Annotated in this window: 14 protein-coding genes; 8 read left to right on the top strand and 6 right to left on the bottom strand. The window is 41.7% G+C overall.

Annotated features, from left to right (window positions below; translation table 11 throughout):
* Position 1: 1 nt before the first annotated feature.
* Both WA1_RS20205 and WA1_RS57095 read left to right on the top strand, forming a co-directional pair.
* Positions 2 to 262, top strand: coding sequence for a hypothetical protein (locus WA1_RS20205; RefSeq protein ID WP_017741732.1), 261 nt, complete (start codon positions 2 to 4; stop codon positions 260 to 262).
* A 135-nt stretch (positions 263 to 397) separates the two neighbouring features.
* A complete protein-coding gene (locus WA1_RS57095) occupies positions 398 to 550 on the top strand; it encodes a hypothetical protein (protein ID WP_017741731.1) in 153 nt (50 codons plus the stop codon).
* A gap of 264 nt (positions 551 to 814) precedes the next feature.
* Here the strand turns inward: WA1_RS57095 and WA1_RS20210 are convergent, their stop codons facing one another.
* Entirely contained in the window at positions 815 to 2,371 is a 1,557-nt protein-coding gene (locus WA1_RS20210; protein ID WP_017741730.1) for a carotenoid oxygenase family protein, read from the bottom strand.
* A gap of 102 nt (positions 2,372 to 2,473) precedes the next feature.
* Positions 2,474 to 4,780: an ATP-binding protein gene (locus tag WA1_RS20215; protein ID WP_017741729.1), complete on the bottom strand. Its 2,307-nt coding sequence runs from the start codon at positions 4,778 to 4,780 to the stop codon at positions 2,474 to 2,476.
* A 313-nt stretch (positions 4,781 to 5,093) separates the two neighbouring features.
* Here WA1_RS20215 and msrB point away from each other — a divergent pair, with 313 nt between their 5' ends.
* The 3 genes from msrB (at position 5,094) to WA1_RS20230 (ending at position 10,518) form a co-directional block, all read left to right on the top strand.
* Positions 5,094 to 5,588, top strand: coding sequence for a peptide-methionine (R)-S-oxide reductase MsrB (gene msrB / locus WA1_RS20220; protein ID WP_017741728.1), 495 nt, complete (start codon positions 5,094 to 5,096; stop codon positions 5,586 to 5,588).
* 228 nt (positions 5,589 to 5,816) lie between these two features.
* Positions 5,817 to 8,516 carry an MGH1-like glycoside hydrolase domain-containing protein gene (locus tag WA1_RS20225; protein WP_017741727.1) on the top strand — a complete coding sequence of 900 codons (2,700 nt, stop codon included), beginning with the start codon at positions 5,817 to 5,819 and terminating at the stop codon, positions 8,514 to 8,516.
* 583 nt (positions 8,517 to 9,099) lie between these two features.
* Complete coding sequence (locus tag WA1_RS20230) at positions 9,100 to 10,518, top strand: sensor histidine kinase (RefSeq protein ID WP_026134472.1); 1,419 nt, start codon at positions 9,100 to 9,102, stop codon at positions 10,516 to 10,518.
* A 37-nt stretch (positions 10,519 to 10,555) separates the two neighbouring features.
* On the opposite strand, the gene WA1_RS20235 is transcribed toward WA1_RS20230, so the two are convergent.
* The 4 genes from WA1_RS20235 to WA1_RS20250 form a co-directional block, all read right to left on the bottom strand.
* Positions 10,556 to 12,112, bottom strand: a complete 1,557-nt coding sequence (locus WA1_RS20235; protein WP_017741725.1) for a GMC oxidoreductase — start codon at positions 12,110 to 12,112, stop codon at positions 10,556 to 10,558.
* 98 nt (positions 12,113 to 12,210) lie between these two features.
* Positions 12,211 to 12,726 carry a DoxX family membrane protein gene (locus WA1_RS20240; protein ID WP_017741724.1) on the bottom strand — a complete coding sequence of 172 codons (516 nt, stop codon included), beginning with the start codon at positions 12,724 to 12,726 and terminating at the stop codon, positions 12,211 to 12,213.
* Between the two features lie 167 nt (positions 12,727 to 12,893).
* Complete coding sequence (locus WA1_RS20245) at positions 12,894 to 14,321, bottom strand: NAD(P)/FAD-dependent oxidoreductase (RefSeq protein ID WP_017741723.1); 1,428 nt, start codon at positions 14,319 to 14,321, stop codon at positions 12,894 to 12,896.
* Positions 14,322 to 14,840: 519 nt separating this feature from the next.
* The gene (locus WA1_RS20250; protein ID WP_017741722.1) at positions 14,841 to 15,200 is read right to left on the bottom strand and encodes a hypothetical protein; all 360 of its coding nucleotides are present in this window, start codon (positions 15,198 to 15,200) and stop codon (positions 14,841 to 14,843) included.
* 247 nt (positions 15,201 to 15,447) lie between these two features.
* Between WA1_RS20250 and WA1_RS20255 the strand changes: the two genes are divergently transcribed.
* The 3 genes from WA1_RS20255 (at position 15,448) to WA1_RS20265 (ending at position 18,617) form a co-directional block, all read left to right on the top strand.
* Positions 15,448 to 16,506, top strand: a complete 1,059-nt coding sequence (locus tag WA1_RS20255) for a DMT family transporter (protein WP_017741721.1) — start codon at positions 15,448 to 15,450, stop codon at positions 16,504 to 16,506.
* Positions 16,507 to 16,812: 306 nt separating this feature from the next.
* Positions 16,813 to 17,946 (top strand): sensor histidine kinase, encoded by a 1,134-nt coding sequence (locus WA1_RS20260; RefSeq protein ID WP_017741720.1) that lies wholly within the window; start codon positions 16,813 to 16,815, stop codon positions 17,944 to 17,946.
* On the top strand, positions 17,943 to 18,617 hold the full coding sequence (locus WA1_RS20265) for a response regulator transcription factor (RefSeq protein ID WP_017741719.1): 675 nt from the start codon (positions 17,943 to 17,945) through the stop codon (positions 18,615 to 18,617). The genes WA1_RS20260 and WA1_RS20265 overlap by 4 nt, the downstream gene beginning before the upstream one ends.
* Positions 18,618 to 19,001 lie beyond the last annotated feature (384 nt).

Below are 19,001 nucleotides of genomic sequence, written 5' to 3' on the forward strand. Positions count from 1 at the left end.
ATTGAGAAGAAACCCTCAGGAACCAAAAGTTATTAATGAAGGAGAAAGTGTCGAACTAACTGATTATCAAGCTCAAACTATTGGTGCTAGGTTAGTGAAAGATGTACCTGATTTAGGAAATAATTACCAGCGCTCAGGTGAAAGTCCCCTGAGGATTACTGCTTATATAGAATCAGATAGTTTATCCAAGCAAATCGTTATCTACGAGCAAAATAGCGAAGGTCAGTGTACAACCAATCTGGTCACTGAAACGCTGACCTAAGACGAAATTATGGAGGTAGCAAGCGAACCACTCGTAAAGCTACTACCCCATCTTCTGAAATAATTAAAACTTATGAGGAGAAGCAAGAATTATTAGCAAATAGTGAAAACCTAGCGACTGAAACAGATAATACTGTTGAAGAGCAAAGTAAAAGCTGAAACTCAAGCAACTGATAATTTAGAAACAGAAACTCCATTAGTAGAACAAACTCCCCAAATTCAAAAGAAAGTTGAAGTAGAGGAAGTTTCTCACAGCAAGCCATTTCAAAAAAGGTTGAAGAAGAGGTAGAGGAAAACCCCAGTCGCAATCAATTCTTCACGTCAGAAGAAAAGTTAGAATCTACCTACGCACCTCAATATACTTATCAAGAGGTGGCTAACTCGGATGGCGTAGAACCAGCAGCACAACAATGGGCGCGTCAGGTGGAAGTACCTGTCTATCAGATTAAGAACAAAGAAGCCCTAATTAAAAATTACAGAGAGAATAGAGAAAATTCTATAGTTTGCACTTCAACCGCCTTTTCCGGGCGGTGTTCTCTGTTACCTTTATGGATTAAGCCCGAGCAGGTTTCCATGTACCGTGGAAACTATGGGGAATAACGCTTGGTAATTCCAATTTGCACACAGGTTCTTCGTCTAATCTATCTGCATCATAAACCCAAACTTCACTGCGATCGCTCTTAGCGCAAGCCGTACCCGGCTTATCGCCCTTGGCGCAAGCCGTACCCGGCTTATCGCCCTTGGCGCAAGCTGTACCCAGCTTATCGCCCTTGGCGCAAGCCGTACCCGGCTTATCGCAATTCCCATCATACACAACTGTCATCACCCAACCTTGTTCGGGATTTTGGGAATCAGCAGCATAAATGGCTTCCGAACAATAACGATTCTCACCACTATCAGCAACTGTCAGAGTCTCAGTTTTGTGGTCAAAACGGGCGATCGCACCGAAGATTTCTTTCCGAGAATCGACCCCAGTACGATGTACCGTCAGATAAGTTTGACGGCTAGTTTGTCCTCGATCCTGTGGCGGTACAAGTGGAAACTCACAATGGCGATCCATAATTTCTGTAATTGCTTTGACTTTACCCGAAATAGGATCGAGACACATTCTCCACAACGTGCTGACTGCTAGGGTATGAGTTTCTCCCGTTGCAACTTCCCTTAAATACTGATTTGTTTGAAAGTCTGGATACCTAGCAATATCGACAATAACAGATCCACTAGCATCCGTATAACCGTTAGCAAAATGCCACTGAAACCAAGGTTCAGTTTCACCTCGACTGACCACCTGAAGCGTTTGACGGTCAACGACTAAAATTTGGGTTCCTTTGTTTGGCTGCCACTCAAGAGATCTACTATAATCACTCAATCCTATTATTGCAGGCAAAGAGTTTAGTCGCACGGGAGGAATACAAAACACGAGGTATTGCCCTGCAAACACAAAATCATGCACCAATGGCACTCCCTCTAGAACGTGCGATGCTTTTTGCACAATTTTACCAGTGCGTTCGCTTCTATAAATATTTAGCGTTGCATTTAATCCTGGGGTGATGCCAAAGTTAAAAATTTCCCCTGTCTGCGGATCTCGCTTGTAGTGAGCAGAATAAGACATTCCCACCGTTAACCCACCTAAATCATCTTCACCAAGCGTTTCCAAATTTTGCAAATCAAGACCGTGAGGTTTACCACCTTCCCACAATGCCAAAAGTTTATCGGGTAGTGCCAGTACATTGGTATTAGCAGCATTCTTAAATCCTTTCAACCATTGATTCCAAATCGGTCCGGGTGCAGTCATGCCATAATTGCCATAAAGCAAGCGACCTTTTGCTTCTTCTTCTTGATAACCAGCTGTTTGTACGTAGCGATATAGCCCAGTCGCACCTGAATCCGTAAAATGTACGGCTAGAATGGCTCCATCACCATCAAACCAATGCCCTACATGGAGACCACCGCGTTCCAACCTTGCAGGACCGTTACGGTAGAGTGTACCCCGCAAACCTTCGGGAATTTTGCCAGACAGGATTTGCAATTGGGTTGCTGGAAATTCCTTGGCTGGTTGGGCTAGGGCTTTTGCCCATGGTTTTTTTGTTGACTTTTCAATAGTTTGCATGAATCGCTTTTAACCGTACTAACCAGGGTAGATAGATTGCCTCTCTATAAACTAATTATTGTGGCACTTTTGTGACATGGCTTCATCCGATAGCAAGAGAAGCTACGCTTGTGTATTAGCAAACTGCTGAGCTAACTCCAAGAGCATATCTAGACGAAAATTGTTAACCAAATCCGTAAGGGCTTGAGCCAAAGAAGCTTCTTTCTCTGGAATTTGCTCGATTAACTGTAATATTATCTCGTCATTAGCGCACAACACTGCATAATGAAGTTGTTCTATCCATTCAGCAGGCATAACACTCAGATCCTCGACTGTCAGTTGCTTGAACGTAACTGTCGCTTGTTGTGAGGCGAGATGATTCTCTTCTTCATAGATATAACGGACTCCCAAGTGTCGAGCCATTGTGTCAAACAATACTGATTCTTGAAAAGGTTTACGTAAGAAGTCATCGCAGCCTACGGTCAAAATTTGCGATCGCTCTTCTTCAAATGCACTAGCGGTTAAGGCAATAATAATGGTAGACTGACCTTTGCTTGTCGCTTTAATTTGTCTGGTAACTTCATAACCATTCATCATTGGCATCCGCATATCCATCCAAATGAGGTGCGGTTCCCAAGTTGACCACAAAGCAATTGCTTCAGTACCGTTAACGGCTTGGTACACTTGAAATCCTAATGGTTCAAGCAACTTAATCAGTAGCAAGCGACTCTCATCGACATCATCAACAACTAAAATGCGATAAGTTGGTTGGTTGGGTTGAAGCCCAATCACTCGCTTGCTGATAGTTGAATTTTTTTGATCGTCAACAGTTGTTTTGCTGACAAGTGCATCAAATATAAAAGTTGCTCCTTTACCTACCTGGCTGTTGACGGTGATATCTCCCCCCATCAAACGCACATATTCTCGGCTAATAGGTAAACCCAAACCCGTTCCTTGCATGGATTGACGACCTGTTTCTGTTTGGAAAAAGGGGTCAAACAAAGTATCAATCTCATGTGGTGCAATTCCAGGTCCGGTATCTTCGATAGCAAAATTGATTCGGTATTGGGGATTCGCGATTGGAGATAGAAAATTATCAGTTTTCAATTGCGAGTTTCCAGTTCCCAAACTTATACGCAAAATGACACTGCCTTTTTTAGTAAACTTAATGGCGTTTTCTAATAAGTTAATTAAGACTTGGCGCAACTTACTTTCATCAGTTCGCACGTATTGGGGAATATCTGCTGCTCGTTCAAAGATGAAATATAAACCTTTGACAGTAGCTTTGAACTTGAGCATCTGTTCTATGTCGTTAAGTAGCTCAAACAAGTCAAAGCTATTTTCATTGAGAGTCATTTGACCTGCTTCAATTTTAGACATTGACAAAATGTCGTTAATCAGGTTCAATAGATGGCCACCACTGCGATTGATAATTTGTAGCTGTTGTTTGTCGTCGGGGGAGAGAGAATCGCTACGAGCCATCATTTGGCTAAAACCGAGAATAGCGTTGAGTGGTGTTCGCAGTTCGTGGCTCATATTGGATAAGAACCGACTTTTGGCAATCGATGCAGCTTCGGCTTTGGAGAGTGCTTGCTGTAAAACAACTTCGGTTTGTTTGCGATCGCTAATATCCTCCAGAAGATATGAAAATCTTGGAAGACCGTTAGGACTGATTGCGATTGGGCAAACGCTGACAGAGAACCATTTAGAAGCAGCAGGAGTCTCTTGAATATACTCAAATCGCACGGGTGCTTGAAGAGCGTTGGCCTTTCGGTAATGCTCCATCCATAGTTGTCGGGTGGCTTGCGACGATCCCATGTCGCTGCTGAACCGATTTTTCATCTGTTCGGGGGTTGTACCGAAGAATTGAGCTGTTTTTAAATTATCAGAAAGATGCAAAATATCATTGTCATACAGTTCAACAATACCCATCATCATTGAACTACTGTTGAAAAAGCTACGCAGTGTTGATTCACTTTCTTGTAACACCTCCTCTATTTGCTTGCGATCGCTGATTTCACGCTCTAATTTGCAGTTAGCTGCTTCTAGTTGTGCGGGACTTGGAAGAGCAAGCGCCTTTGGCACTAAGGAAACAAGTTCAATAGCTGTATAAATTGAAATTATAGCGGTGATGGCTTTGACAAACCCACTTAACCAGTAAACAGGATACCAGAGCGTCCAAACCTCCATTATATGGCTAGTGCCACAAGCAACAATAAATGTTCCAAATAGCAGAAACATCTGATTGAAAGGTAAGTCTTGACGCTTGTGGACAAAATACAGTATTGTCACTGGAATTGAATAATAAGCAAGCGCAATTAAACAATCAGATAAAAGATGCAGCCCCACTAACTCTGGCTTCCAGAGATAGCAATGACCGTGAGGAATAAATTCTTTAGAATTCAGAAAATTTTGTAAAAGTTCTAACATTCAGTAAATTATGAAAAACACATGGTGCTTCGCATTGAGGGTAGCAAATTTTACTGACATTTCGCTTCAGAATTTATACTGAAAATTATCTGTAATAGTTAATCTTTTGCTGCAGTCATATCATATCCGGTTAAAGTTGACCGAAAGAAGGAAAAAGGAAGAGGGAATAATATTAATACTTCTTCCTTCTTTCTTCTTCCTTCTTCCTTCGTTAAAACGGTAATTCTTAGGAAATTTTAATAGTGTTATCAGGTTGAATTCAGGGCAATCGGTCATAGTAGTGATTCAACTAACGGTTAGGAACTTTCAAATTATGAAAAAACGATATTTTTTACAAGGTGGTGCAGCAATAGTTGGCACAGTATGCTTATCACGCTATCTAACAGGGAAGCCCCAAACTATAGCAATTGCAAAGAATAAGTTTGAAATCACCAAAACTGACGAAGAGTGGCGCAAAATTTTAACACCGGAACAGTTTCGCATTCTGCGGAAGCATGGGACGGAATTCCCTGGTACCAGCCCACTCAATAAGCAATATGCTAAAGGAACTTACCTGTGTGCTGCTTGTAACCTAGCATTATTTACATCTGAAACTAAATTCAACAGTGGCACAGGTTGGCCCAGTTTTTACGCACCTATTGATGGAGCAATTGGTACATCGGAAGATAAGTCATTGATTATAGCCAGAGTGGAAGTGCATTGCCGTCGTTGTGGTGGGCATCTGGGTCACGTTTTTGATGATGGCCCCGCGCCTACTGGCAAACGTTATTGTATGAATGGGGTAGCAATGAAGTTTGTTAAAGTTTGAAGTTACTGCTTAACGATCTGGGTTAATGCGATAAGCCGGGTACGGCTTGCGCCAAAGGCGATCGCACTCAGATGAGTTTTTCCTGAGTTTATGCTGTATTTTTTTTAGCATTTTCACTATCAATTTTTCATCAAAAGCTCAGTCCTACTTAGGGTGTAGATGAGAAAGTCTAGATAACAAATAATTTAACTCAATCAGAGCATATCGATTGCAGGAGAGGACTTAATTATGGCAACTCCAACCCAAGAAGAAATCAGATTAGAAGCAGCCTCGAAGAATCAAGTAAAATGGCGTAAGTGGGGACCATATTTAAGCGATCGCCAATGGGGAACGGTGCGAGAAGACTACAGCCCTAACGGCACTGCTTGGGACTACTTCACTCACGACCAAGCGCGTTCTCGTGCCTATCGCTGGGGTGAAGATGGCATAGCAGGAATTTCTGATGAAGAACAACAACTTTGTTTTGCGATCGCACTTTGGAATGGTGAAGATCCAATTCTCAAAGAAAGATTTTTTGGTCTGACTGGAAGTGAAGGAAATCATGGAGAAGATGTTAAGGAATATTACTTTTATCTTGACAATACACCCACCCATTCCTATATGAAAATGCTTTATAAATATCCACACAAAGCATTTCCTTACTCTCAATTAGTTGCAGAAAATCAACGTCGCAGTCGCCAAGAGCCAGAATTTGAACTACTAGACACAGGTATCTTCAATGAAAACCGTTACTTTGATGTATTCGTTGAATACGCCAAAAATTCTGCTGAAGACATTCTGATTCAAATTCAAGTGGTGAATCGAGGACCAGAAGCAAAGACACTGCATTTATTACCTACCCTTTGGTTTAGAAATACCTGGTCTTGGGATAAAGAGGAAATTAAACCTATACTTCAACAAGCTAAGTTTGGTCATGCCCAAAATACCATAGAAGCTGCTCATCCATCTTTAGGCAAAAAATGGATGTACTTTGAAGGCGAAACAGAGTTGTTATTTACCGAAAACGAAACAAATACTGAAAAGCTGTTTGGTTTTCCTAATGCTTCTGCCCATGTAAAAGATGGTATTAACGATTACATCTTACACAGTAAACAAGAAGCTATTAATCCAAATAAAATCGGCACAAAAGTAGCAGTCCACTATGCAGTCAATATGAATGCTGGTGAAACAAAAACTATACAATTGCGATTAAGTGATGCCCCCAATATAGCTGAACCTTTTGGCAAACACTTCGAGGCAATCTTTGCTATTCGCAAACAAGAAGCAGATCGATTTTATAAAAATCTGACTCCCTTCTCACTTAGCCAAGATATGGGAAATGTACAGCGACAAGCCTTTGCCGGAATGTTGTGGACTAAACAATTTTATTACTATGATGTAGAAAAATGGTTGAAAGGTGATTCCGCGACTCCACCAAAAGAACGTAAAAATGGTAGAAATCGCGAATGGTTTCATCTCAACAATCAAGACATTCTTTCTATGCCTGATAAGTGGGAGTATCCCTGGTTTGCGGCTTGGGATTTGGCATTCCACTGTATTCCTCTGGCAATGATTGACCCTGATTTTGCCAAGCATCAATTGGATATTTTAACGCGGGAATGGTATATGCATCCTAACGGACAGATTCCCGCTTATGAATGGCAATTTAGCGATGTTAATCCTCCTGTTCATGCTTGGGCAACTTGGCGCGTTTACAAGATTGAACAGAAAATATATGGACGCAGCGATCGACAGTTTTTAGAACGAGTATTTCAGAAGCTATTGCTAAATTTCACCTGGTGGGTAAATCGTAAAGATACCGAGGGAAATAACGTTTTTCAGGGAGGATTTTTGGGATTAGATAATATTGGTGTCTTCGATCGCAGCGCAACACTACCTACAGGTGGGCATATCAATCAATCTGATGGTACAAGTTGGATGGGAATGTATTGCTTAAATATGCTAGAAATAGCTTTAGAACTAGCAAAAAATAACCCCGTTTATGAAGACATTGCTACTAAATTTTTTGAGCATTTTCTTTACATTGCTGATGCCATGACTCATATCGGCGAGAAAGAAACTAGTTTGTGGAACGATGAGGATGGATTTTTCTATGATGTGCTGCATCTCCCAGAACAAGAAATTACCTTAAAAGTCCGGTCAATGGTGGGACTTATTCCTCTATTTGCGATTCAAACCATTGAACCAGAGACATTAAAAGCACTTCCTGGTTTTAAACAAAGACTGGAATGGTTTATAGAAAACCGTCCCGATTTGCGGCAAAATGTAGCTTGTATGGAAACACAAGGGATAGGCGCGAGAAGATTATTGGCAATTGTTTCCAGAGATAAGTTGCGGAACATTCTACAAAAGATGCTGGACGAAAGCGAATTTTTTGGTCCCTACGGTATCCGAGCAGTTTCTAAATTTCATGCCGAACATCCCTATATTTTTGATGTGAACGGTTCCCAATTTCGAGTCGATTACGAACCTGCTGAATCCAGCATTGGTTTGTTTGGTGGAAATTCCAACTGGCGCGGTCCGGTTTGGTTTCCCGTGAACTTTCTCCTCGTTGAATCTCTACAAAAGTTTCATTATTACTTAGGAGATGACTTCAAAGTAGAATGTCCAACAGGTTCCGGTCAAATGATGACTCTTTGGGAAGTTGCGTCTGAATTATCCCAACGGCTGATACAAATTTTCTTGAGAAATTCTTCCGGTCAACGCCCTGTTTATGGAGGAACCGAAAAATTTCAAACTGACCCTCATTGGCGAGATTTGATTTTGTTTCATGAATACTTCCACGGCGATAATGGAGCGGGAATTGGTGCAAGCCATCAAACTGGATGGACAGGTTTAGTTGCTAAACTCATTCAGCAATTTGGTGAATACGAAGCACAACATCGGGAACCAGAAATTGAGAAGAAGAAACAGGGTATATTTGTATAAAAAAAGTCTTTAAATTTTGAGATTTACATAGATTGGGTATTGCTCACCTAACCCTATCAACGTGGCTCAAAAACTAGGCAAATTCTGCCCAATTCTCGGTATTTTTCCTTCGTGTCCTTTGCGTCTTTGCGGTTCAAAAACATTTTTTAACCGCAAAGACACAATTTTGATGACACAAACTTCTACACAAGAGTCAATGCATTATATAAAGTCCACGTAGGTGGACTTTGTTTGTATAGCCCCAGAATTCTATTCTGAGGGCTTTTGCCAAAACGGGATGCTCCCACTAGCATAGCTTTCACATCAAAGTAAATCTCATGAAAGAGACAACCTCCGCAGCCATGTCTTCGTGTTTTGAGAAATGGTGTCAACGGTTTGATAAAGTTTTTAAGAACTTCTCAGCGTAAATTAATTTAATATCTTATAAATTCATGTATCCTTTTATTAACAAATGTTGGCAAAATCTTATTTCTAATTTATCAGAGCTTATTCTCTTCGCCCAAAACTTCTCAAGTTTCCTTTTACAACAGCTTTACAGACTCTAAAGAACAGTAAAATAAAAATCTAAAACACAACCAAGACAGTGAAGCATATCAGAAAACTTTGGAGAAATATAGACCCCTTCTCATTACAGCTACGCCTAACAATTGGCATGGCGGCATTTTCTACTTTGGTATTAGGTAGTCTCGCTACATGGACGAGTTGGAAAATGCAGCAAATTTTGATTGATAGTCATAAACAGAACATAGAACAAATAGCCCAGCGTATACCCCAGGATGTACAACTTTATAGTGAAATGATGCAACCAGAGGCTGGATTGCAAAAGACTATTAAAAACTTAGAAAATACCAATACAGTATTATGGCTAAAAAACCCCAATCAGAAAATATTGGCACAATCTACCAATTTAAATTTGTTACCCAAGTCTACGGTAGCTGAGTTAATGACTTTAACTAAAATGCCGCTTAAACCACAAGTTTACAAAATTAACCAAAGCTACTTTATTTTATCTGAAAATTCTGTGCAGGTTGAAGGTAAGGTACTGGGTGATTTATTTGTGGTTAAAAATGTTACCCGCGAACAGTCAACGTTTGTGGTCATGGTACAAAGCTTAGGTATTATTAGTGTTTTGGCAATAATTGTCCTCACGGTCGCGATCGCATTTTATATCAAGCGTTCTCTCCAGCCTCTACGCCAGCTCAATCAAATGACGGCTGTTATTTCCCTAGAAGATTTAGGACAAGCACAGTTATATCTTAGTCATGCACCCAGTGAAGTCAAAGAATTAGCTCAAACCTTAACTATGCTGTTATCCCGTCTTTCCCAATCCTGGGAGCAAGAGCGAGAATTTGTGAGTAATGTTTCTCACGAGCTACGTACACCGTTGACAATTGTACATGGTTACTTACAAAGCGTCTTGCGCCGGCAAAATAACTTAACTCAAATCCAAAAAGAAGCTTTAGAAACTGCTGCATCAGAAGCTGAACGTACCATCCGCCTGCTACAAGATTTACTAGATTTAGCCCGCGCAGATAGTGGTTATTTGCACTTTCAGATGAAATCTTACGTGCTCAATGACTTAATTGAAGAAATTGTGATGATGGCAAAGAAATATAGCGATCGCGTCATTACCATTGAAGCAGTACCTCACCCTATTGAGGTTAAAGTAGATTACAATCGTCTCAAACAAGTTTTACTGAATTTGATTGATAATGCTATTAAATATTCTGACTCTGGTACACCTATAAATTTTAAATTATGTCAACTTCAAGACAAGGCAATTATTCAAGTTTGCGACGAGGGTTACGGTATTCCTCTGCAACACCAAGCACGTATTTTCGAGAGATTTTACCGCGTAGATGAATCTCGCAGTCATGCAACTGGCGGTAGTGGTTTGGGTTTATCGATTGTCAAAACACTTATAGAGGGAATGGGAGGTAGTGTCAGCGTGCAATCAAAGTTAGGGGAAGGAAGTATTTTTACAATCAGTTTACCTTTGTAGACCTACTCCCCACTCCCCACTCCCTACTCCCTACCCCCTAACCCAGACGTTCAATAAGACGATCGCCAACGCGCAAAGCATTAGCAATAATCGTCAGCGTAGGATTAACAGCAGCACTAGAACGAAAGAAACTTCCATCTACCACGTATAAATTATCAACGTCATGAGTGCGACAATTCACATCAAGAACTGAAGTTCTAGGGTCTTCACCAAAGCGACAAGTACCACACTGGTGCGCTACACCTTGCAGCGGAATTTTTTTGCGGAAATAGAAGGAATAGGGAATAATCCGTTCACCACAACCAATCATTTTCAGGACTCGCGTCCAGCGATTGAGGAGACGATTGTAAGCTTCAGTGTTGTTCTCGGTGTAACTCAACTGAATAGAATCACTCCGGAGTGTGACGCGGTTGTTGGGATCGGGTAAATCTTCCGTTGTGAGCCACCAGTCTACGGAGTGAGTTGCGATCGCCTCAAAAGTATGTCTCTCCTGAAACGAAGCTCCCAAAACCGATGGGGACTCCTGGGCAATCATGTCTGCATTAACTTTCCCCAGTAACTGTACGTGTCCCATAGGGTAATCAAAATCCTCATCACCCCAGTAAAAATCGTTAATTGCTAAAGTTTTTTGAAATGCTGTAAGATTGGGTTTTAAGCTAACTCCAATGATAGCTCCGTTTTGATGCTTCATTAAGTTACGTCCTACGAGATCGGAACTGTTTGCCAATCCATTGGGATGGCGATCGCTAGCAGAACGCAACAACAAAGCTGCTGAATTAATCGCTCCACAAGAAACCACAACAATATTGCCAGAAAAGAAACAAATTTCTCCATTCATTTCGACTTCCACAGAAGTCACTTCTCGTCCGGATGGACTTGTATGTAGTTTTTTTACTTTGGCTTCAGTTATGAGCGTAACATTATCGTACTTTTCTGTAGGACGCACGCAGTTCACATCAGCATCTGCTTTAGCATCCACCAAACAAGGAAACCCATCACAGGTATTGCAACGAATGCAAGCACTCAGACGCCGATTCACCTCATTGAGTTTAATAGCCAGTGGTAAATAAAACGGATGATAGCCTTCTCCTTGTAGAGAATCGTGAATTTCTTGAATACGCGGTTCGTGATTGATAGCCGGATAGGGATAATCCTCACTAGCAGATGGTTCAGTCGGGTCTAAACCCCGCTTACCATGAACTTCGTAAAGTTTTTCTGCCTCAGTATAATAAGGTTCAAAATCATGGTACTTCAAAGGCCATTCTGGAGAAATACCGCTCTTATGAATCACCTGCTCAAAATCTTGTTCGCGCCACCGAAACAGCGCACCGCCATAGACTTTAGTGTTACCACCTACAAAATACCCAGTACCGGGATGAATTGTACGTCCTTTTGAGTCGTACCAAACTTCATTAGTGTGATAGCGGTCTTTCTGAACCACTTCCACCGTATCCCAGTTTGCTTTTTCACGAGGTAAAAAAGAACCACGTTCCAAAATCAGAATTTTCTTACCTGTAGGAGCAAGACGATAAGCGAGTGTACCGCCACCCGCACCAGTACCAATGATAATCAAATCGTAATGTGAAGAGGTCATTCGTTTTCTCCAAGTAAAAGTGAGCGGTTGTCATTTGTCATTTGTCATTTGTCATTGGTTATTGGTTATTTGTCCCCCTACTCCCTACTCCCCACTCCCTACTCCCTCCCTTGGTCACTGGTTAGAGCATAATCGGATGCTGCTTGGGCGCGACGGCGGCTCATTTTCTGTTCATAAGCTTCGTAAGCAATGCACATCCAGATTAAAGTCATGAATAAGATATTTTTGTTAAAGCTTTCTGCTCCATTAGGAAACAAACTGCCAGCAGGTATAATACCGAATGCCAGAATGATGCTAAATGTCATGAGAATTAGGAGTAACCCCGTCCACCGTACCCAATAGTTGAGAGCAAACAACGCACCTAGTATAATTTCTGCTAAAGGTAGCAACCAAGCATAGGGAATGGCGATTAACCCAGGTAGCGGTCCTATACCTTCCCACCCAGGTGGAATTCCAGGGCCAATGATTTGGAGTTTTTGAGTCAGAACTGTTTGGTAGAAACCGTTAGTAACGCTGAAGTTGAGGTAGTTAGCAATACCAGAGACGAAAAAGAATACGCCCATTGTCACGCGATTGACAGTTACAGCAGTCCGGAGATTGAGTAAGTATTTCATAAGTAGGCTCCTAAGGATGAGATGGGGGTTTTTGAAGTGGTTTTTAGCAGAGATATTGCTCGCTTCCCGCTAGAAGATTCTTGAAAACCGCAGAGGCGCAGAGGACGCAGAGATCGGAGTTAGAGAGATTTAGGTAATTTTAGAGCGTGTTGGGAGTAGGAAAAACTTTATCGAGAAGGGGGCGCAAGTTGATTGAGTAAGGTCGGTACGCCTGTCCAACTTAGGGTTTGCTGAAATTGGGTTGGTTGAGCAGCTCGCCAAATGAGAGGAGTTGACAAAATTAGTCCGGCTGCTACAGTTGCAACTCCAGACAGCCAAGGCGTTTGTCCTAGCTGCATGTGGGAAAATGGGCGATGGCGGTGGAATAATTTATCGGCTAGCCATTCTGTTGTGACTTTGAGGTTACGACCAGGAGTTGGTAGCAGTTCTAAATATGTTGCTTCCCGGATAAAATGACCGGGTTGACCTTTAATTTGGACTTTATTAAATAAGTTGGCAACACCTTCGTTGAGTCCTAGTTTCATCAATGTACCGCGCATTTGGATTTGCACGGGAATGGTAGGTTTTTTTTCCCAGAAATGCTGGAGATTGCGTGCGATCGCAATTCCTTGTTGATAGGCAACTTGTGCTGTAGGTGGTTGGGGATTGTCGCTATCTGCTGCACAGTCTCCCGCCACAAAGACTTCTGGAAAATCAGGGAGTTGTAATGTCGGTGTCACTACAAGTCGTCCTCGTTTGTCTCGCCTTTCTTCTGAGATTGGTAACTCCATCAACAGAGGATTAGGAGTGGTACCCGCAGTCCAAGCAATTGTTCCAGCCTGTAAAATCCGTGTTTGGTTGTGTTGCCGATACTCTATACTATCTGCCTGAATCTTTGTGACAGCTGCGTCAAATAAGAAATCTACGGGAATGACACGATGTTTGAGCGCCCTTTGTGCTATGCAACGCAAACTGCTGTTGATGTCTCCCTTGAGGATTTCACGGCTGCGGTTGACTAAGACAACCCGAATTTCAGCTGCATCACCGCCCAACTCGTCGTACCAGATAGGTAACAAATCTGCCAATGTACACGCTAATTCTATGCCTGCGGGACCTGCTCCAATAATGGCAACGGTGAGCAGCAAACGCCGACGTTCTGAGTCTTGAGTTTGAAGTGCTATATGCAGTCGGTGTCGCAAGTGTTTTCGCAGAGCGATCGCTTCTGCACCATTTGTAAATGGCATTGTATGCTCTGCTGCACCAGGAGTATTAAAGTAAGTTGTTTTACCGCCCAGTGCTAGCACTAAGTTGCTGTAGTCAAAAACCTTTCCAGACGCTACAGTCACTTTACATTCATGTAGATGAATCGATTTCACCGTGTCTTGCACAAAGATAACACGACTCCCTGCTAAAAGCTCTTTGTATCGTGGATAAACCTGCTCGCTATGGAGTTCTCCACTGAGTAGTTCATACAACAACGGTTTGAAACTGAAGCGATCGCGTTGCTCAATGAGAATAATTGGATGTGAATAATTTTGATGGCTTAAGTTTAGAGCTGTAAACAGTCCAGCAAAGCCACCACCTAAGATGACTGTGGGATGAGACGCTTGCTGCATAAGTGTATGAGTTGTTTTTGTGAACTGCTTTTAGTATTGCGGTACTTAAAACAGATTACGTGATGAACTGCTAAAGCTTGGCTGAGAAATTCAAGGGAATTGGCGATAAAGTTTTCATTACTTTCTCAGGAAGAATTTAGATTGTTGAAGTATTGGGATTTTGGATTGATGCATATAAAGACGCGCCATACTAGTCTCTACTCGGATAAGGAACTTCCAAATAAAAAGATCTCCCAAAATTTCTTGTGGTGCGGGCGTCCTCGCCCGCCACTAACATAGGACGGGCGAGGACGCCACTAACATAGGACGGGCGAGGACGCCACTAACATAGGACGGGCGAGGACGCCACTAACATAGGACGGGCGAGGACGCCACTAACATAGGACGGGCGAGGACGCCCATCCCACATGATGGATAATTTATTTCTTGGAAGTCCCTAAGCAGAAGTTAGAACCCCGGTTTCTTCAAGAAACCGGGGTTCTGACACCTCAATTATCAGTAACCGAGTAGTCTTGGAATTTATTTCACTTCACTGGGTTCAAATTTAGCGACTTTACCTTTCTTAACAGAAACAATGACATCATAGGTTGAACAGTAAGAAAATGTGGTATCGTTGGCTTTGTTATAAAGGTTAACAACGTGACCTGCTCCTCCGGGCTGAATACCAATTGGCTCCAAATCTCCATAAAAGAAACGACGTAGCTGATCGCCACTACCAATCTGACCCTTATTTTTAGTTATTAAAGCTACTTTCTGCTGTACGGATAATTCTTGGGCTGATGCCTGAACTAATAAAGGATTTATCGCTTTCAATGGTGCTTCCCATACTGTTAAAAAACCAGTCAAGGCAACTGTAGCGATTAAGGGGGCGAATTTCATTTGTGTCTCCTGTTATCCCGGACATCCAAAGCTTCCCAGTAGCTACTGAAGCTCATCTGAAACTAAGCCATGATTTTCATGAATTTATTGTTTAAGTTAATTTAGGAAATTCTCAGCATTTTCTCAGATAATTGCGCTCGAACAAAGTCACAATTTAATTTAAGTATTCTCTCAGCAAAACCTCATCCGGAACAGAATTATGGTCTACTAGTATAATGAGCAATGTTTTTATTGCGGTGGTGTTATTGTGATTGGACTAAGAAGACCACATCGCTTAATTCAAAGAATTTCGGGACAAACATACCTCTGGCTAGCAATCCTAATTTTTGGAGCATCTAGTGCAGTCACCCGCAAACTCACAGAAATTGGCTCTCATCATTTCATAGATGGTCGCAATCCAATTTCTTTGTGTAATGTTTTATTCGTGGGAAACCTTTGTGCTTTAATGGTCTTGCTGCTAATCTATGGGCGACAGTGGAACAAAGCGACTTTGAAGCAATTGTCAAGGAAGGATTGGGTTGGTTTAACAGCAGTCGCTATTTTATCAGGAGCAGTTGCTCCTGGCTTAATTTTCCAAGCACTAGCACTCACGGGGGTTAACAACGTCATCTTGGTTGGACGCTTGGAACCGCCTCTAACTCTAGCTTTATCAGTTTGGTTATTGAAGGAACGGGTAAATTTTTGGGAATTTATGGGGGCGATCGCAGCGTTTGTCGGCGTTACTCTCACTATTCTCCTTCAGCCTCCTGGGGAAACAATGATGAATATGGGAGGTTTGCAAGTGGGCGTAGGAGAAATTCTGGTAGCAGTAGGGTCTATGGCTGTTGCAGTTTCCACAATTATTGGCAAAAAATACCTCTCCCAAATCCCCTTAGGAATCTACAGTATCTTTCGTACTGCTTTAGGAACTGTCATATTTTTCTTTTTTGCTTTAGGGCTTTACGGTCAAGACCATTTTGCTGATGTACTCTCACCTTTTCTATGGAAATGGATGTTCCTTTATGGCACGTTGATTGTAGTGGTTGGTCAATCATTTTGGCTCAAAGGCTTGAGAAGCTCAACAGTATCTATGGCTTCTTTAGTTGGCTCTTTTACCCCTATTGCAGGAATTGTAGCAGCCTATTTAATTTTAGGCGAAGCTCCTACCCTAGCTCAATATATCGGCGGTAGCGTTATTTTAATTGGCATTTTCTTAAGTCAAGTTGGTATTCGTCGTCAAGCGTCTCGCAGAAGTGCCTTTTCCAAGGTTGATTCTACTCAAGCAGAACAAAAGGTGGAAGCTGGTGTAGGATTTAAAGGAATTTGAAAGCAACCTATATAATTTTCAGACTTCAATTCTAATTTAAAGGGGATTGCTGTATATCCTCAGCCAAAGCTTAAAATTTGTTCAGGAAAAACTCATCTTTCTTCTTAATAAAGATATTAAATTGTAATTATAAGCCAAAAACAGATTTATCTCAACTTGACTTATGAAGTTCAGATTAAAATATAGCAATCCTAAATTATTTGTAAAATTCTCTCTTCTCTCTTATCTTGGCGCTCTTGGCGTCTTGGCGGTTGATAATTTTTACAACTCAAACAGGACTGCTATATATAGAGATGAGTTATTCCAATGAGTTTTTTAGACAAGTTAAAGAGAAAATTAGCCAGAGTTGTTGGTGATAGACTCGATCCCTCATCGCTACAATTTCGCCTAACTGTTGGAGTCTTTGTTATCTTTACAATTGGATTAAGTAGTTTTACAATGTGGACAAGTTGGGAAATAAAACAGTTTCTCATCGCGACTTATCAACAATATGGTATGTCCAATGACGACCATAGGCTGTTAATTATGATTCAAAGTGTGGGAACTATGAGCATTCTGTTGCTTGTTACCACTACAATTCTCACGTTTATATTTGTCAGGCGATCGCTTTTACCATTACAACAAATGAATCAGTGGGCAGCAATTTATGCTGCGGAACTGAACCCATATCAGTCCCAGTTAAGTCGCACACCAAGCGAAGTGAAAGCCCTAGCCCAAACCTGGAATAAATTATTAACCAGGCTTTCCGAAGTTAAAGAACAGCAGCAACAGTTTACTAATGACTTGGCTCACGAGTTACGCACGCCTTTGAGCATGGTTTATGCTTATTTACAAAGAACTTTGCAACGCAGTCAAAATCTGACAGAATCGCAGAAAGAGGCTTTAGAAATGGCTTTTTCTGACGCAGAACGAATGACTTATATCTTGCAAGGCTTACTAGAATTAGCAAGGGCAAGTAGCAGTGCATTGCCCTTGCAAACGGAACCACTTATATTAAATGATGTAATTGCAGACATAGCACAGATGGCAGAAAAATTTGACCATCGGGCAATCCATCTAAAACTTGCCTCGTTTCCTATTAAAGTAAAAGCAGAACCCAATCGGTTAATGCAGGTGTTAAATCATTTGATTGATAATGCTTTTCAATATTCTGACGTGGGTGAGGCAGTGACAATGCAACTGGCTCAGATTGATGGTTGGGCAGTCATTCAAGTTAGCGACAAGGGCTGTGGCATTCCCCTGTCCGAGCAGTCCCGTATTTTTGAACCTTTTTACCGAGTCGATCCATCCCGTACCCGTTCGACAGGGGGAACAGGCTTGGGTCTACCGATAGTAAAACGTCTTGTGGAGCGCATGGGGGGCAAGATTGGAATTCGGTCAGAACCCGGTCATGGCAGCACTTTTATTTTAAGATTACCCGCATTAGGAGCAAGAATATGACAGCACATATCCTCCTGGTTGAAGATGAAGTCAAACTAGCACGATTTGTTGAATTGGAACTTAACAGCGAAGGTTACAAGGTTAGTGTGGCGCATGATGGAATCACTGGTTTGACCTTAGCACGAGAATCGTCGCCAGATTTAGCAATTTTAGATTGGATGTTGCCTGGGTTAACCGGTTTGGAACTTTGTCGGCGGTTGCGGGCGACTGGGAACAAAGTGCCAGTAATTTTATTGACAGCAAAAGATGAAGTGAGCGATCGCGTTGCAGGTTTAGATGCGGGTGCTGACGATTATGTGGTTAAACCTTTCAGTATTGAAGAATTATTAGCCAGAATTCGCGCTCATTTGCGTCGCACTCAAGAAACAGAAGAAGATTTATTGCAGTTTGAGGACTTAAAGCTCAATCGCACCACGCGTGAAGTCTTTCGAGGTAATCGAGCCATTGAGCTAACAGCAAAAGAATTTGATTTATTGGAGTATCTCCTCAGCCATCCCCGTCAAGTGTTTACTAGAGATCTAATTTTAGAGAAAGTTTGGGGTTATGACTTTATGGGAGACTCCAATATTATTGAAGTTTATGTCCGCTACCTACGCCTCAAGCTCGAAGAAAATAATGAAAAGCGTTTGATTCATACGGTACGTGGTGTGGGGTATGCCTTGCGGGAGTAGTAGGGATAGAAATAATTTAAAAATTGGCCATCTGACTTTTCCCGTTAAGAGTATGGTTTGGGTGCGATCATACCTTTATCACTATTCTCATTGGGGTATTGTATTTTTGACCGATGAGAATTTCCTCATTAATTGTTCATCTTCTTTTCATGCACATATTGAATTCTAATAGAAAGAAAATTTTACTTCTTCTAGAGCCTCGGCACAGAAATCACAAAAACCCGGTTTTTTCGAGTTGAGCATACGAGATACCAAACTTTCCGACAGAGAGAAACCGGGTTTTTTGCCTCCTTTTTGACTACTGTATCGGCGCTCTAGGTACTTCCCTCCGTTCCTCGGCTGGTACGATTCGGTGAAAAAAAAGCTAAGTCAAACAGTGCTCAG

Source organism: Scytonema hofmannii PCC 7110 (assembly GCF_000346485.2).
Classification (GTDB): domain Bacteria; phylum Cyanobacteriota; class Cyanobacteriia; order Cyanobacteriales; family Nostocaceae; genus Scytonema; species Scytonema hofmannii.

Coding starts and splice junctions, on each gene's coding strand:
- WA1_RS20260 (WP_017741720.1), top strand. CDS start 16,813: ATGAGTTTTTTAGACAAGTTAAAGAGAAAATTAGCCAGAGTTGTTGGT.
- WA1_RS20210 (WP_017741730.1), bottom strand. CDS start 2,371: ATGCAAACTATTGAAAAGTCAACAAAAAAACCATGGGCAAAAGCCCTA.
- WA1_RS20265 (WP_017741719.1), top strand. CDS start 17,943: ATGACAGCACATATCCTCCTGGTTGAAGATGAAGTCAAACTAGCACGA.
- WA1_RS20245 (WP_017741723.1), bottom strand. CDS start 14,321: ATGCAGCAAGCGTCTCATCCCACAGTCATCTTAGGTGGTGGCTTTGCT.
- msrB (WP_017741728.1), top strand. CDS start 5,094: ATGAAAAAACGATATTTTTTACAAGGTGGTGCAGCAATAGTTGGCACA.
- WA1_RS20250 (WP_017741722.1), bottom strand. CDS start 15,200: ATGAAATTCGCCCCCTTAATCGCTACAGTTGCCTTGACTGGTTTTTTA.
- WA1_RS20235 (WP_017741725.1), bottom strand. CDS start 12,112: ATGACCTCTTCACATTACGATTTGATTATCATTGGTACTGGTGCGGGT.
- WA1_RS20215 (WP_017741729.1), bottom strand. CDS start 4,780: ATGTTAGAACTTTTACAAAATTTTCTGAATTCTAAAGAATTTATTCCT.
- WA1_RS20240 (WP_017741724.1), bottom strand. CDS start 12,726: ATGAAATACTTACTCAATCTCCGGACTGCTGTAACTGTCAATCGCGTG.
- WA1_RS20225 (WP_017741727.1), top strand. CDS start 5,817: ATGGCAACTCCAACCCAAGAAGAAATCAGATTAGAAGCAGCCTCGAAG.